The organism is Streptomyces sp. URMC 126 (assembly GCF_051386555.1).
GTDB lineage: Bacteria > Actinomycetota > Actinomycetes > Streptomycetales > Streptomycetaceae > Streptomyces.
The window spans coordinates 1-14238 of the sequence record NZ_JBPQTX010000043.1 but is presented as its reverse complement, the minus strand read 5'-3'; the positions used below and the strand labels follow the sequence as shown (position 1 = coordinate 14238).

Below are 14238 nucleotides of genomic sequence, written 5' to 3'. Positions count from 1 at the left end.
ACGTGGCCGGGGCTACCGCGCGTCCGCCCGTGCCGGCGTTCCAGTACGGGGTCCGGAGGCCGTCGACGTGCGCTGGTAGCGCGCCCGGCCCAGGGCCGCGGCCGCCGTCAGGGGCACGGTCAGGACGGCCGCCAGCCAGAACAGGGGACGGTAGGCGTGCGCCTGGGCGGTGGAGGCGGCCAGGCCGCTGGCGAGGGCGCTGCCCACGTACAGGGCGACACCGAACATGGCCACGCCCGTCGCACGGGCCGTGGGGGACAGCGTCGTCGCCCACGACTGGATCGTCGAGTGCATGAACGACCAGCCGCCCCCGAGGAGCAGGGCCACCACGACGAGTGCCCCGGTGGACTGGCTGTACCCGGCGAGCAGGTACGCCGCGGCCATCTGCGCCCCGCCGGCCGTGATCAGGCCCACCGGGGACCACTGCCCGACGAGCCGCTTGACCACCTGCGCCGCCGCCATGGAACCCACCCCGTACAGGGCCGCGACCGCGCCGGCCAGGGCGGTGGGGACGCCCCGCGCCTCCAGGACCGGGGCCAGGTACGTCAGGAAGCCGAGGAGCACCGCGCCCTCCAGCATCGCCACCGCCATCACATACCACTGCCAGGCCGAGGACAGGACCACCCGGAAGGGCGCCAGCAGCGAACCGGAGGGAGTCCGCCAGCACAGGGGCGTTGGACGCGAGAGCCGAGGCCAGGGCGGCCAGTGCCGCGCCGGTGAGCGACACCTGCATCACCCACACACGGCCCCACCGGTCACTGGCCGCCCCCCACACCGGCTGCATGAGCCCGTAGGTGAGGTAGTAGGCGCTCGCGGCCAGCACCACGGTGGGGAGCGGGGCCCCGAGCTTGGGGCCGATGAGAGCCAGCATGGGCGCGATGCAGAAACGGTCGAAGTTGCTGACGAATCCGGCGGTGTACAGCAGCCGCAGGGAGGACGCGGGAAGCGCCGCCACCGGTGTCGGTGCGGTGGTGGTCACGAGGAAGATGCTCCTTTCCTGGAAGGTCCGGCGAGAACGGGTGCCGGAGACGGGCCGGTCCGGGGCGGACGTGGCCGGCCACCAGCCAGTTCAGCACCGGGCCCCACGGGGCGGAGACCGCTGGCTATTGCCATCTCTCACAGCCTGGTCGCGGCATCGTGCCTGGTGGCGGCAGCATCGCGAGAGGGCACCCGCGGCCGTGCGGGCGCCCGCCGGCCGGAGGAGAGACATCCCAACGTTGAAGTCAAGCCGCTGCCGTGACAGGTTGTGTGACTTGGTAGCACGCTCCGTCGCGGAGCATGGCCCACAAGACGTTCAGCCTTCGGCGGGCAAGGGCCAGTACCGCCTGTTTGTGTGCTTTGCCCTCGCTCCTCTTCCGGTCGTAGTACGCCTTCGAGGTCGGAAGCCCGCGGTGATAGCGCCTCGGCCTGCGGAGATTGCCACGGACACGGCCGGAGTCGCGGGGTTGCGGGGCCAGGCCGGCGAAACCGGCCAGTCGATCGGCGGTGCTGAAGGAAGCGATGTCGCCGCCGGTGGCGGCGATGAACTCCGCGGCGAGGCGGGGCCCATGCCGGGCAGGCTGTTGATCACCTCGGCGTGTGGATGCTCGCGAAACCGGGCCTCGATGAGGGCGTCGAGTTCGGCGATCTCCTGATTGAGGGTCGTCACCCCCTTCGCGAGCCGGACCACCATCGCGGCGGCCAGCCTCTCGCCGGGCAGTGCCGTGTGCTGGGCCTCGGCCGCCCCCACAGCCGTCCTGGCGAGCGTGGAGGCACCGCGGACCTTGCGGTTCTTCAGCCACGTCTCGATGCGCTTGGCACCCGCGCGACGGATCGCCGCCGGGGTCTGGTACCTGGTCAGCAGCATCACCGGACCCTGCTTGGTCAGGGCCAGCGACCACTCCAGCGCGGGGAAGATCTCCAGCAGCTGAGCCCGCAGGCGGTTGATCTGGCAGGGCGGTCGAAGACGACGTCCAGTCGCCTGGACGTGAGAATGCGCAGGTCCACGGCGATCTCGTCGCCGGGTCGCAGCAGCCCGATGTCCCGGCGGATGCGGGCCTGGTCGGCGATGACGAAGGCGTCCTTCGCGTCCGTCTTTCCCTCACCTCGGTAGGTGCCCGACGCACGGTGGACGGCGAACCCGGTGAGATAGGCGACGGGCTGGTCGTGGTTGAGCAGGAGGCCGATCAGCAGTGCGGCACCGCCCCGGTTGAGGTCGATGGCCCACAGCCCGTCGCTGGATATCTCCAGGACGTCCCCGATCAGCGTAAGCAACTCGGTCTCATCGTTCGGGACGCGGGGGGACAGCAGCCGCTTGCCCTCCGCATCGATCACCACCGCGTGGTGGTGCGTCTTTCCGATGTCCAGCCCGGCCCAAATCTGGGGCACAGGTCACCTCCGCCGCTTCGTCGTCGTCATCGGCCCCCACAGACGACCTCGCCGGCGTGGTCTCACAGCAGTGATCAACGTCGCAAATCCCAATGGGCGGTCGAGTCGTCGCGGAGCTCCGGGCGGCCATGTCTCTCAAGCCGTCGAGCGGCATCCGCATGACAGCCATACCCGAAGCCCCTGGGCCCTCCGATCGTACGAATGACCAGATCAGACCAACGACTTGAAAGGTAAGACACCATGACGCGCGGCAGGCCGTCGCCCTCGGACACCTGCGCACCGCCCCGCACCTCCGGCCGCCGGCGCGGTGGCCGGTTAGCACCGCACCCCTACCGCCTGGCGAGTCCCCCCGCCGTGAACTGGGGGCCTTCCTCCGTCCCGCAGGGAACGGCTGACACCGGCGGATGTGGGACTGCCGGACCTCCCGGGACGCCGGACGCCCGGACTGCGGCGGCCGGAGGTCGCCGAGCTCGCCGGCATCAGCGTCTCCTGGTATACGTGGCTGGAGCAGGGCCGGGTGCGGACCTCGGAGCAGGTGCTGCGCGCGGTGTCCCGCGTGCTGCGGCTGGACGCCGCGGAGACCGCGCACGTCCTGTCGTTCGCGGAGGAGAGCAGGCCGGCCGCCGACGCCCCGACGTGGGTGTCACCCAACCTGCACACCCTGGTGCAGGCCATGACACCGCACCCGGCCGTGGTGCTCGACCCGCACTGGGACCTGCTGGCCTGGAACGCCGGGTACGCCGCGCTGCTGACCGACCCGGCCCGGCTGCACCCCAAGCAGCGCAACCTGCTCTGGCTGGTGTTCCGCTGGCCGCCAGCCCGCACCCTGCTCCCCGACTGGGAACAGGAAGCCCGCGCCCTGCTCGGCCAGTTCCGCTCCCGGGCGGCTCGCCGGCCGAAGGACCCGCGGTTCGCCGAACTCGTCACCGAGCTGCTGGCCGACGGCGACGCGGCCCGCTGGTACGAGCGCCGGGAGACCACCGGGTTCGAGCCCTCGGTCCGCCGCTTCCGGCACCCGGCCGTCGGCGAACTGCGGCTCCGCTACGTGAAGCTGGCCGCCGTGGACGAGCCCGGCCACCACTTCCTGTCCTACCTGCCCGACGACCGGGACTCCGAGGACGCCCTGCGCCGCCTGTGGGAGAACGCGTGAGCCCCGCGGGCCGCCCGGACGTTCCGGGAAACGGCTCCGCGGGGCTCCCCCGCTCGGCGGGTCAGCCGGTCAGCACGGCCTTCAGGACGGTGCCCGCCGCCACGTCCGCGAGCGCCTCGGCGTGCCGCTCCAGCGGGTAGGACGTGACCATGCCCTCCAGGTCGAAGCGCGCGGCGAGCGCCGGCAGCAGCCGCACGTACTCGACCACGTGCGCGCCGGTGAAGGCCCACGACCCGATCCGTCGAGCTGCCGGTAGACGATCTGGTGCGGGTTGAGCCGGGTGTCCCCGGCGTCCGTGTACTGGCCGATGACCAGGTACGACCCGCCCCTGCGGGCCAGCGTCAGGCCCTGCGCCACCGCGTCGGGGACCCCGGCGCACTCGATGACGAGGTCGGCGCCGTCCGGCCCGGCGGCGGCCCGCGCCTCGCGCAGCACCGCCCTGGGGGTCCGCGGCGCCCACGACGTCCAGGTGCACGTCCCCGATCCCGGCAGCGGCCGCCGCGGCCAGCCGCTCCTTCGGGCCGCCCACGATGACGACGCGTGCCGCCCCGGCGAGCTGAGCCAAGGCCGCAGCGGCCAGCCCCACCGGGCCGCCTGGACGATGACGGTCTCACCCAGCCGTACTGGCCGCCGCTCGTACAGGGCGTGCACGACCGTGGGACCGGCGCAGGCCAGGGCCATCGCCGCGGCGGGGGAGACGCCCGGGGCCGTCCGCACCACGGTGGTGCCCGGCTGGAGGACGATGTGGTCGGCCCACGAGCCCGAGAGGGGCACGCCGTCGGCGAGGGTGCGGTTGACGCCGTAGGTGCGGCGGTTCTCGCACAGGGTGGGTTCGCGGTGCAGCCGGCAGGGCGGGCAGAGGCCGCAGGCGATGGAGGAGGCCCACATCACCGGGTCGCCCACCGACAGCGGCTCGCCCAGGGCGTCCAGGCCGCCGCCCGGGCCGAGTTCGAGGACGGTGCCGTACCCCTCGTGGCCGAGGACCAGCGGCGTCGGTATGGGCAGGTGGCCCTGCTGGAGGTGCAGGTCCGTGCCGCAGATCCCGCCGTACAGGCGGTGGAGGACCGTGCCGTCGGCGGGCGCCGGCGGCACGGGGAACCCGCGCAGCGCGGGCGGTGCGCCGAACTCCTCCAGGACCACGGCCCGCCCGGTGCGCCCGTTCCCTTCCGTCATGAGGTCACCATGCCCAGGGTGTCGGAGAAGCACTGCCCCAGCGGCCGCAGGGGAGCCGTGTCGCGGCACACCACGTAGTCGGGCCGCGGCTCGCCCTGCGGGCGGGGCGGGTTGGAACAGGCGTTGTACGTCGCGATGAGCAGCCGGCGGGCCCACGGCGACATGTTGGGCGCGGAACCGTGCACGATCTCGGGCGAGAAGAACACCACCGAACCGGCGGGGCCCTTGGGGCTGGTCATGCCGTGCCGGTCCACGAGGGTGGCGAGCTGCTCCGGGGTGAGGGAGATGTCGTCGGAGCAGGAACCAACCCGCCTGGGAGACGGCGGTGACGCCCAGCGCGCAGAGCACCTGAGGCCGTTTCAGCACGCCCGCCTCGGCGCGCGCCGAGGCGCCGGCCTCCCGGGTGACCGCGCGCGGCACCAGGGCGAACAGGGCCAGGAAACCCAGCACCGCCGCGCCCGTCACACACCAGAACGTCGCCCGCCAGCCCCACTGCTGTCCGATCGCCGTGCCGATCGGCCCGCCGAGCATGGTGGCCAGGCTGAGGCCGCCGGAAACCCAGGCGATGGCGGCGGCCCGGTGCCCGGCCGGGTCGAGCCGGACGGCGATGACGACGCAGATCGCCGCGAAGGTGCTGTGGGTGAGGGCCCCGAGCGTCCGCGCGGCCATGAGCAGGGGGAACGAAGGGGCGAGCGCGCCCAGGACATTGGCCGCGGCGAACACGGCGAGCAGGGTCAGCGCCAGCCTCCGCGGCGCGACCCGCGCGACCCGCGCGGTCAGGGCCGTCACGACCGGGCCGCCCACGGCGACCGTGACCGCGTACGCGCTGAGCAGCCGCCCGGCGCTCGCCACGGAGACGCGCAGATCCCGGGCGACGTCGAGCAGCAGGCCGACGAGGGCGAACTCGGCCGAGCACAGGGCGAACACCGAGAGCGCCAGGGCCGCGAGGGCGGCGACGGGAGCTCCCGCCGAGGGCGCGCCCCGTGCTTCCCGCGCCGAGCTGGTGGACGAGACATCCGCGGCGGACAAGAGTCGACTCCCTCCCTGGATGGATCGAAACGCTGTATGTCGATCCGACCTATCTCGGAGTCTAGGCTTATGCTTTCTGTTCATGTCAAGCCTGTTGGATCTCGCCGTCCTGGGATTCCTCCACGAGGAGCCCCTCCACGGCTATGAGCTGCGCACCCGCATCGCCCGTCTCACCGGGCACGTCAAGGCGATCAGCCACGGCACCCTGTACCCGGCGATCAAGCGCATGGAGACGGCCGGGCTGCTCGTCCGCGAAGCACAGCAGGGGGCGGTGGCGGCGCCCCGGCACGTGCTGAGCCTGACCGAGGAGGGCCGGCGCACGTTCCTGGAGCGGCTGCGGCGGCCCGAGGAGCCGTTCGTCACCGACGAGAACCGGTGGTTCACGCTCCTCGCCTTCCTGCGCCACCTGCCCGACCGGCAGGCACAGGCCCACGTCCTGCGCAGACGGCTCGCCTTCCTCAGCGAGCCCAGCAGCTTCTTCTACGACGGGGACCGGCCGCTCGGCGTCGAGGACGTGGACGACCCGTTCCGGCGCGGCGTCCTCACCATCGCCCGGGCCACCTCCCGGGCCGAACTGGCCTGGCTGGAGGAGACGATCGCGGAGCTGGAGCGGACCGGCTGAACGCGGAAGGCCCCCGCTCCACGGGGGAGCGGGGGCCTTCCGGGCCGATCGGGGGGATCAGAAGCGGCGCGTGATCAGCGCTCGCTTGACCTCCTGGATCGCCTTCGTCACCTCGATGCCGCGCGGGCAGGCGTCGGTGCAGTTGAAGGTCGTCCGGCAGCGCCAGACACCGTCCTTGTCGTTCAGGATCTCCAAGCGCTGCTCCCCGGCCTCGTCACGCGAGTCGAAGATGAAGCGGTGCGCGTTGACGATCGCCGCCGGGCCGAAGTACTGGCCGTCGTTCCAGAACACCGGGCACGAGGACGTGCACGCGGCGCACAGGATGCACTTGGTGGTGTCGTCGAAGCGCTCGCGGTCCTCGGCGGACTGCAGGCGCTCGCGCGTCGGCTCGTTGCCCTTGGTGATCAGGAACGGCATCACGTCCCGGTACGCCTGGAAGAACGGCTCCATGTCGACCACGAGGTCCTTCAGGACCGTGAGGCCCTTGATGGGCTCCACCGTGATCGGCTTCTCGGGGTTGATGTCCTTGATCAGCGTCTTGCAGGCGAGGCGGTTGCGGCCGTTGATGCGCATGGCGTCGGAGCCGCAGATGCCGTGGGCGCAGGACCGGCGGAAGGTCAGCGAACCGTCCAGGTCCCACTTGATCTTGTGCAGACCGTCGAGCACGCGCTCCTTCGGGTCGATCTCGACCTCGAAGTCCTGCCAGGTCGCCTCGGCGGAGACCTCCGGGTTGAACCGGCGGACGCGGAAGGTGACCGTGATGTAGGGGGAGGCCTTGCTGGAGGCTTCCACCTTGTCTTCGATCGCGGTGCTCATCAGTACTTACGCTCCATGGGCTGGTAGCGGGTCTGCACGACCGGCTTGTAGTCGAGCCGGATCGAATCCCTGCCGTCCGCGTCGACCTCGCGGTACGCCATGGTGTGGCGCATGAAGTTGACGTCGTCGCGGTTGGGGTAGTCCTCGCGGTAGTGACCGCCGCGGGACTCCTTCCGCGCGAGTGCGGAGACCGCCATGACCTCGGCCAGGTCGAGCAGGTTGCCCAGCTCGATGGCCTCCAGCAGGTCGGTGTTGAAGCGCTTGCCCTTGTCCTGGATGGACACGTTCTTGTAGCGCTTGCGCAGCTCGGCGATCTTCTCGACGGCCGTCTTGATGGTCTGCTCGGTGCGGAAGACCATGACGTTGGCGTCCATGGTCTCCTGCAGCTCCTTGCGGAGCTCGGCGACCCGCTCGCTGCCCGTGGACGCGCGCAGCCGCTCGACCTGCTCCTGGACGAACGAGGCCGGGTCCTCCGGCAGCTCGACGAAGTCGGCCTTGTGCGCGTACTCGGCGGCGGCGATGCCCGCGCGCTTGCCGAAGACGTTGATGTCCAGCAGCGAGTTGGTGCCCAGGCGGTTGGCGCCGTGGACGGAGACGCAGGCGACCTCGCCGGCGGCGTACAGGCCCGGGACGACGGTGTCGTTGTCGGCCAGCACCTCGCCCTCGACGTTGGTCGGGATGCCGCCCATGGCGTAGTGCGCGGTGGGCTGGATCGGGATCGGGTCCGTGTAGGGCTCGATACCGAGGTAGGTGCGCGCGAACTCGGTGATGTCCGGCAGCTTGGCGTCCAGCTGCTCCGGCGGCAGGTGCGTCAGGTCCAGGTAGACGTGGTCGCCCTCGGGGCCGCAGCCGCGGCCCTCGCGGATCTCCGTGTAGATGGAGCGGGAGACGACGTCACGGGACGCGAGGTCCTTCATGACCGGCGCGTACTTCTCCATGAAGCGCTCGCCGTCCTTGTTGCGGAGGATGCCGCCCTCACCGCGGGCGCCCTCCGTCAGCAGGATGCCCATGCGCCAGATGCCGGTCGGGTGGAACTGGAAGAACTCCATGTCCTCCAGCGGCAGGCCGCGCCGGTAGCAGGCCGCCTGGCCGTCACCGGTGAGGGTGTGCGCGTTGGAGGTCACCTTGAAGAACTTGCCGGTGCCGCCGGAGGCGTAGATGACCGACTTGGCCTGGAAGACGTGGATCTCGCCGGTGGCCAGCTCGTAGGCGACCACACCGGCGGACTTCTTGACGCCGTCCACCTCGGTGATCAGCTGGTCGAGGACGTAGAACTCGTTGAAGAACTCCACGCCCTCCTTGACGCAGTTCTGGTACAGCGTCTGGAGGATCATGTGGCCGGTGCGGTCCGCGGCGTAGCAGGACCGGCGGACCGGGGCCTCGCCGTGGTTGCGGCTGTGACCGCCGAAGCGGCGCTGGTCGATGGTGCCGTCCGGGGTGCGGTTGAACGGCAGGCCCATCTTCTCCAGGTCGAGGACCGCGTCGATGGCCTCCTTCGCCAGGATCTCGGCGGCGTCCTGGTCGACCAGGTAGTCACCGCCCTTGACCGTGTCGAAGGTGTGCCACTCCCAGTTGTCCTCCTCGACGTTGGCGAGGGCGGCGGCCATGCCGCCCTGGGCCGCGCCGGTGTGGGAGCGGGTGGGGTACAGCTTGGTGAGCACCGCGGTGCGGCTGCGCTTGGTCGCCTCGATGGCCGCGCGCATGCCGGCGCCACCGGCGCCGACGATGACGGTGTCGTACTTGTGGATCTTCATGGTCGCGTCAGCCCCGGGCTCTAGCGGATGTTCGGGTCGAAGGTGAAGATCACCAGCGTGCCCAGCAGGACGGTGAACACCGTGGCGGTGTACAGCAGCATCTTCAGCCAGAAGCGGGTGGTGTCCCGCTCCGCGTAGTCGTTGATGACGGTACGCAGGCCGTTGGCGCCGTGCAGCATGGCGAGCCACAGCATGATCAGGTCCCACGCCTGCCAGAACGGCGAGGCCCAGCGACCCGCCACGAAGGCGAAGCCGATCTTGGTGACACCGCCGTCCAGCACCAGCTGGATCAGGAGGTGGCCCAGGACCAGGACGACGAGCACGATGCCGGACAGCCGCATGAAGAGCCAGCCGTACAGCTCGAAGTTGGTCCGGGTCGACTTCGGCGTCTTCTTGGTGCGCTTGCGCGGCGCCTCGATGAGCGGGGCCGGGTTGTCGACGTCGTAGAGCGAGACGCCCTCGGCGGACGCGGGGGTGGTTTCAGCGGACATGTCTTGCGTCAGCTCCCGAACAGCGTGTGCAGCGTGTGGCTGAGCACGGGGTAGAAGGCGCCGGCCATCAGCACGATCCAGACGCCGACGACGGTCCACAGCATCTGCTTCTGGTACCGCGGGCCCTTGGACCAGAAGTCCACCGCGATGACGCGGAGGCCGTTGAGCGCGTGGAAGAGGATGGCGGCGACGAGGCCGTACTCCATCACGTTGACGACGGGTGTCTTGTACGTCGCGACGACGTCGTCGTACGCCTCCGGGGAGACGCGGACGAGAGCGGTGTCCAGGACGTGCACGAACAGGAAGAAGAAAATGAGGACGCCGGTGACTCGGTGAGCCACCCAGGACCACATGCCTTCCCGGCCGCGGTACAGCGTTCCAGCCGACACGGAAAACCCTCCGGGAGCGGGGATCGGGGGCTGCCGCCAGCTTGTAACCCAGTTAGGACTGCACTGTCGGTCGGGCCCGGCCGGGTACGGTCCACCGGCCCTGGCCATCGTAGCGACGCCTTGTCGGTTCGGTCGCGCGGGGTCAGTCAGGTGTGATCAAACTGGCATGTACGGGTCGGCGGTGGTGGGCGAGAGCCGCATGGGGCGCCATGGTTGGCCGAATGGCCCTGGTTCGCTGCCGGAAATTCACCCATAAGGGAGAGTTTTCGGGCGGGTATTCGAGGCTGTCGTCGGTGGAAAGAACTATCTTTTCCGCGATTGGGAGGTTTTGCTCCATGGGACTGCCTGTCGGAATCACCCGTATCACCCGTATCGCCCGCATTGCGCGTGTCTCCGGTGTCACCCGTTCCGCGCGGTGGGCGCGTGTCGCGCCCCGTCGGCCCCTCGTCCGGCACCGCCCCTCCGCCGCGCCCCGGCGCCTCCGCGTCCTGCCCGCGCTCCTCGCCGCGCTGGCCCTGCCCGTCGCCGCCGGCTGTTCCCACGACGGCGGCGGAGCGGCGCCCTCCGGCCGGAGCGGCGGGCGGGACGACGCCCGCTCCACCCAGGCCGCGGCGCCCTCCAGCACCGCCCAGGTCACACCCGTCACCGGATCCCCGCGCACGGTCCCGGCCGTCCGCTCCTTCACCGCCCGCGGCGGCCCGGGCTGGCGGCCCTCCTCCGCCGTCCGTGTCGTCACCGACCCCGAGGGCCCGCTCGCCGACGAGGCCCGGCTGCTGGCCGGCGAACTCAAGGTCACCATCGCCCCCGGACCCGCCCGCGCCGGCGACGTCGAACTGGCGCTCCGCCCCGGCCAGCGCGGCGGCCCCGAGAGCTACGAGCTCACCACCCGCGACGGCAGGGTGCTGATCACCGCCCCCGACGAGGCCGGCGTCTTCTACGGCACCCGCACCCTCGTCCAGTCCGTCCGCTCCGGCGGCGGGCTGCCCGAAGGCGTCATCGCCGACGCCCCCGACCGCCCCCAGCGCGGCCTCCAGCTCGACACCGCGCGCAAGCACTTCACCGCCGAGTGGATCGAGGCCCGGCTCCGCGAGATGGCCGACCTCAAGCTCAACCAGCTCGGCCTGCACTTCTCCGACGACCAGGGCTTCCGCATCGAGAGCTCCACCCACCCCGAGATCGTCTCCCCGGAGCACCTCACCAAGGACGAGGTCCGCCGCATCGTCAACCTCGCGAACTCGCTGCACATCACCGTCGTCCCCGAGATCGACTCGCCCGGCCACCTCGGCGCCGTCCTCAAGGCCCACCCGGACCTCCAGCTCAGGGACGCCACCGGGACCCCGTCCCGCGGCGCCGTCGACATCTCGCTCCCGGGCGCGGCGCGCATCGTCGACGACCTGCTGCGCGAGTTCACGCCCCTCTTCCCCGGCCCGTACTGGCACCTGGGCGCCGACGAGTACCGCGCCCTGATGGCCCGGGACCCGCAGGGCTCCTACCCGCACCTCGCCGACCTCGCCCGGCAGCGCTACGGCTCGCAGGGCCGGGTACAGGACCTGGCCACCGCCTGGCTCAACGACCGGGCCGCCGTCGTCCGGTCCCTCGGCAAGAAGGCCAAGGCGTGGAACGACGGCTTCTTCCGCGGCGGGCTCGTCGCCCCCGACCAGGCCATCGAGGTCGAGTACTGGACCGGCCGCGAGCTCGGCGCCCGGAACCCGCAGGAATACCTGAACGAGGGACGTACGGTCGTCAACCTCAACGACCAGTACCTCTACTACGTGCTCGGGGAACCGAACGAGTTCCGCTACCCCACCGGCGAGCTGATCTACAAGGAGTGGTCACCGGCCGTACTGCGCGGCACCAAGCCGGTGGCGGCCGGGACGGCGGACCCGCGCCGGGTGCCGGGCGGCCGGTTCGCCGTCTGGTGCGACCACGCCGACGCCCAGACCCCCGACCAGGTGGCAAACGGAATCCGGCTGCCGCTCGCCGCCGTGTCCCAGCGGCTGTGGGACCCGCGCCCGCCGAGGACGCCCTGGCAGGAGTTCGGCGCCCTGTACACCGCCGTCCGAGGGGGCTGAAACCCGGGCGCCCGGCGGACTTTCGACCGGTTTGCCGGGCCTGGGGAGCGGGCCGGGGGAGGGCGCTCCCCACACACCTCCAAAGCGGGCTAGCCTCCGGGGTTGAACCATGCGCGGCGTCCGGTCGTTGTCCAAGCGGAAGGCATCGGCCGGTGCGCGGCGCAGCTGTCCACGGCGGACGTGCGCGCTCGCGCGCCCATCGCACTGAACGAGGGCCCGGATGAAGATCGAATTCCTGCTGCACAATGCGTACGGCATCGGCGGAACCATCCGTTCGACCGTCAACCTCGCCACCGCCCTCGCCGACCGGCACGAGGTCCGCATCATCAGCGTCAACCGTCCCGTGGACGAGCCCGAGCTCACGATCGACCCGCGCGTCCGGCTGACCCCCCTCGTCGACCTGCGCGAGGGCACCGACGGCGACGAATACGCGGCGCCCCTCAACCAGCGGCCCAGCGCGATCTTCCGCGACGAGCGCATCGACAACGGCCGGATGGCCGCCACCGCCCTCACCGACGAACGCGTCGCCGCCCACCTCGCGGCCACCGACGCGGACGTGGTCGTCGCCACCCGCCCCAAGCTCATCGGCTACCTCGCCCGTTACGGCAGCGACCGGTACCTGCGCCTCGGCCAGGAGCACCTCACCCACGAGGCCCACGTCCCCGAACTGCACGCCGTCATGGACCCGGCGATCGCCGCCCTCGACGCCTTCGTCACCGTCTCCGAGGCCGACGCCGTCCACTACCGCGACGCCCTGCCCGCCGACCGCCGCGCACAGGTGCTCTCCGTCCCCAACGCCGTACCCGCCCCCGCCGCCGAGCCCTCCGACGGCACCTCGAAGATCATCGTCTCGGCCGGCCGGCTCGTCGGCGTCAAACGCTACGACCGGCTCATCAACGCCTTCGCGAAGATCGCCGACGAGCGCCCCGACTGGCAGCTCCGCATCTACGGGCGCGGCACCTCCAAGGCCAAACTCCGCCGCCAGATCGAGGAACTGGGCCTCTACGAGCGCATCACCCTCATGGGCGCCCGCTCGCCCATCGAGACCGAGTGGGCCAAGGGAGCCGTCGCCGCCGTCGCCTCCGACGCCGAGTCCTTCGGCATGACCATCGTCGAGGCCATGCACGCCGGACTCCCGGTCATCGCCACCGACTGCCCCTACGGCCCGCGCGAGATCCTCGACGACGGCACCGACGGCATCCTCGTCCCGCTCGCCCCCGGGGGCGAATCCGAGACCGTCGACGCCTACGCCGAAGCACTCCTCAAGCTCACCGGCGACGACGGCCTCCGCGCCCGGCTCGGCGCCGCGGCCCGCGCCGCCGCCCACCGCTACGAACCCGACGCCATCGCCCGGCGCTACGAGCGGCTCTTCGAGGAACTGCGCCCCGGCTGCACCGCCCCTGCCAAGAAGGGCGGCCTCCTCCGCGGCCTCTTCGGCGGCGGCCGGAAGCAGCAGACGGCTTCCGCCGCCCCCGCGCCCGCCGAGACCGCCCACCCCGAGGCGCGCTGCGCCGTCGCCGCCGACGGCTCCCTCGTCTTCCGCCTCCGCGCCGACCAGCTCACCGACGCCGACTCCCACCTGCTGCTCCGCCACCGTGGCAGCAAGGGCAAGGAGGCCGTCCGCGCCCCGATCCGGCGGACCGCCGGCGCCGAATGGGCCGAGGCCCGCGTCGAGCGCGCCGCGCACACCCTGCCCGAGGGACGCTGGGACAGCTACGCCGAGCGCAAGGCCGACAAGACGCGACGCCGGCTGACCGCCGTCCTCGTCGAACAGAAGGCGCTGCTCGGGCTGGGACTCGTCACCGGCCCGTCCGGTGTCGCGCCCTGGGTCCCGTACGAGACGAGCGACGGCTTCCTCGCCGTCCGCACCTGGCTGCGGGAGCGGCACGCCGAGGCGACGGACGTCCGGGTCGGCTCGGCCGAGGAGGGCACGGTGGCCGTCACCGTCGCCGCCCACGGCGTCGAGCTTTGTGACGGCGCCGAGCTGATCGCCCGCCTGCGCGGCGCGGACGGCGAGGTGGCCGACGTCCGCGCGCCGCTGGAGGGCGGCACCGGCCGGCTGCCGTACGAGCCGATGTGGCGGCGCAGGGGCGAGGAGCAGGACCTGTGGGACCTGTACGTACGCCCCGGCGCGGGCGCCGCCCCGGTCCGGCTCGGCCGGCTGACCGGCGACTTCGCGGACCGCAAGGGGATCGACACCTTCCCGGCGGCGGACCGGGACGGGGTACGGCTGCGGCCGTTCTTCACGGTGACGAACGATCTGACGATCTCGGTCAAGGACATCACCGGGGAGGAGTGACGTGACGGTGGGGGCCCGGGCTTCGGTCCGGGGGCGTGGTTGTGCCGGCGGTCGCGCTGCGTTGTGAGGTCGGGGG

10 protein-coding genes and 2 pseudogenes are annotated in these 14238 nt (G+C 71.7%); 4 read left to right on the top strand and 8 right to left on the bottom strand.

Annotated elements, in window-relative coordinates:
* Window positions 1-12: 12 nt before the first annotated feature.
* The 3 genes and pseudogenes from ACSNOK_RS08090 to ACSNOK_RS08080 all read right to left on the bottom strand — a co-directional run bounded on the left by ACSNOK_RS08090 (window position 13) and on the right by ACSNOK_RS08080 (window position 2367).
* Window positions 13-624, bottom strand: coding sequence for an MFS transporter (locus ACSNOK_RS08090; protein ID WP_436779904.1), 612 nt, complete (start codon window positions 622-624; stop codon window positions 13-15).
* A gap of 39 nt (window positions 625-663) precedes the next feature.
* Window positions 664-955, bottom strand: a pseudogene (locus ACSNOK_RS08085) (MFS transporter); the annotation flags it as partial.
* Window positions 956-1223: 268 nt separating this feature from the next.
* A pseudogene (locus ACSNOK_RS08080) lies at window positions 1224-2367 on the bottom strand (IS110 family transposase).
* A 406-nt stretch (window positions 2368-2773) separates the two neighbouring features.
* On the opposite strand from ACSNOK_RS08080, the gene ACSNOK_RS08075 reads away from it, so the two are divergent.
* Entirely contained in the window at window positions 2774-3517 is a 744-nt protein-coding gene (locus ACSNOK_RS08075; RefSeq protein ID WP_436779903.1) for a helix-turn-helix domain-containing protein, read from the top strand.
* Window positions 3518-3598: 81 nt separating this feature from the next.
* Here the strand turns inward: ACSNOK_RS08075 and ACSNOK_RS08070 are convergent, their stop codons facing one another.
* Window positions 3599-5719 carry an MFS transporter gene (locus ACSNOK_RS08070; protein WP_436779902.1) on the bottom strand — a complete coding sequence of 707 codons (2121 nt, stop codon included), beginning with the start codon at window positions 5717-5719 and terminating at the stop codon, window positions 3599-3601.
* A gap of 91 nt (window positions 5720-5810) precedes the next feature.
* On the opposite strand from ACSNOK_RS08070, the gene ACSNOK_RS08065 reads away from it, so the two are divergent.
* Window positions 5811-6341 carry a PadR family transcriptional regulator gene (locus ACSNOK_RS08065; RefSeq protein ID WP_436779924.1) on the top strand — a complete coding sequence of 177 codons (531 nt, stop codon included), beginning with the start codon at window positions 5811-5813 and terminating at the stop codon, window positions 6339-6341.
* Between the two features lie 57 nt (window positions 6342-6398).
* On the opposite strand, the gene ACSNOK_RS08060 is transcribed toward ACSNOK_RS08065, so the two are convergent.
* The 4 genes from ACSNOK_RS08060 to sdhC are packed head-to-tail and all read right to left on the bottom strand — an operon-like array spanning window position 6399 to window position 9791.
* Entirely contained in the window at window positions 6399-7157 is a 759-nt protein-coding gene (locus ACSNOK_RS08060; protein ID WP_436779901.1) for a succinate dehydrogenase iron-sulfur subunit, read from the bottom strand.
* Entirely contained in the window at window positions 7157-8911 is a 1755-nt protein-coding gene (gene sdhA / locus ACSNOK_RS08055) for a succinate dehydrogenase flavoprotein subunit (protein ID WP_436779900.1), read from the bottom strand. Before sdhA ends, ACSNOK_RS08060 begins: the two co-directional genes overlap by 1 nt.
* A 20-nt stretch (window positions 8912-8931) precedes the next feature.
* Complete coding sequence (locus tag ACSNOK_RS08050; protein WP_436779899.1) at window positions 8932-9402, bottom strand: succinate dehydrogenase hydrophobic membrane anchor subunit; 471 nt, start codon at window positions 9400-9402, stop codon at window positions 8932-8934.
* Between the two features lie 8 nt (window positions 9403-9410).
* The gene (gene sdhC / locus ACSNOK_RS08045) at window positions 9411-9791 is read right to left on the bottom strand and encodes a succinate dehydrogenase, cytochrome b556 subunit (protein WP_433022473.1); all 381 of its coding nucleotides are present in this window, start codon (window positions 9789-9791) and stop codon (window positions 9411-9413) included.
* A gap of 335 nt (window positions 9792-10126) precedes the next feature.
* Between sdhC and ACSNOK_RS08040 the strand changes: the two genes are divergently transcribed.
* Window positions 10127-11863 (top strand): beta-N-acetylhexosaminidase, encoded by a 1737-nt coding sequence (locus tag ACSNOK_RS08040; RefSeq protein ID WP_436779898.1) that lies wholly within the window; start codon window positions 10127-10129, stop codon window positions 11861-11863.
* Between the two features lie 220 nt (window positions 11864-12083).
* Window positions 12084-14162 (top strand): glycosyltransferase, encoded by a 2079-nt coding sequence (locus ACSNOK_RS08035; protein ID WP_436779897.1) that lies wholly within the window; start codon window positions 12084-12086, stop codon window positions 14160-14162.
* Window positions 14163-14238: the final 76 nt, after the last annotated feature.